This is a genomic window from Alkalibacterium sp. s-m-28 (assembly GCF_054658175.1).
Map to the genome: position 1 here is coordinate 1 of NZ_BAAGIQ010000344.1, position 307 is coordinate 307.

1 protein-coding gene is annotated in these 307 nt (G+C 31.9%); it reads right to left on the reverse strand.

Features of this window, described 5'->3' with window-relative positions; translation table 11 throughout:
- A partial coding sequence (locus tag ACYQ4S_RS12575) for a helix-turn-helix domain-containing protein (protein WP_459771518.1) occupies window positions 1–160 on the reverse strand: 160 nt, incomplete at its 3' end.
- Window positions 161–307: the final 147 nt, after the last annotated feature.

Here is a 307-nt window from a genome sequence, read left to right on the forward strand (position 1 = left end):
TACTGAAAGATAACATGTTCAAATCTGGATTGTTTTCGTATCTTGTGTTTAGCATATTCAACATTTGATTCCAGACAAATCTTGAATGCCCAAACGTCTGATTGATTAAAACTTGTTGGTCTTTGTTAGGATAAATTTTCCCTTCAATTCCTTTATACATGTTTATTCACCACCTTTCTATTTACATCATACCCTATGTGTAGTAAAACGTAAACAGAATACGCTTGATTAGAAGGGATTTGTTGGAAAAATGTTAGTGAAAACAAGAACCAGTGTGTATGATTTTAATTTCCATTTAGTCTGGGTA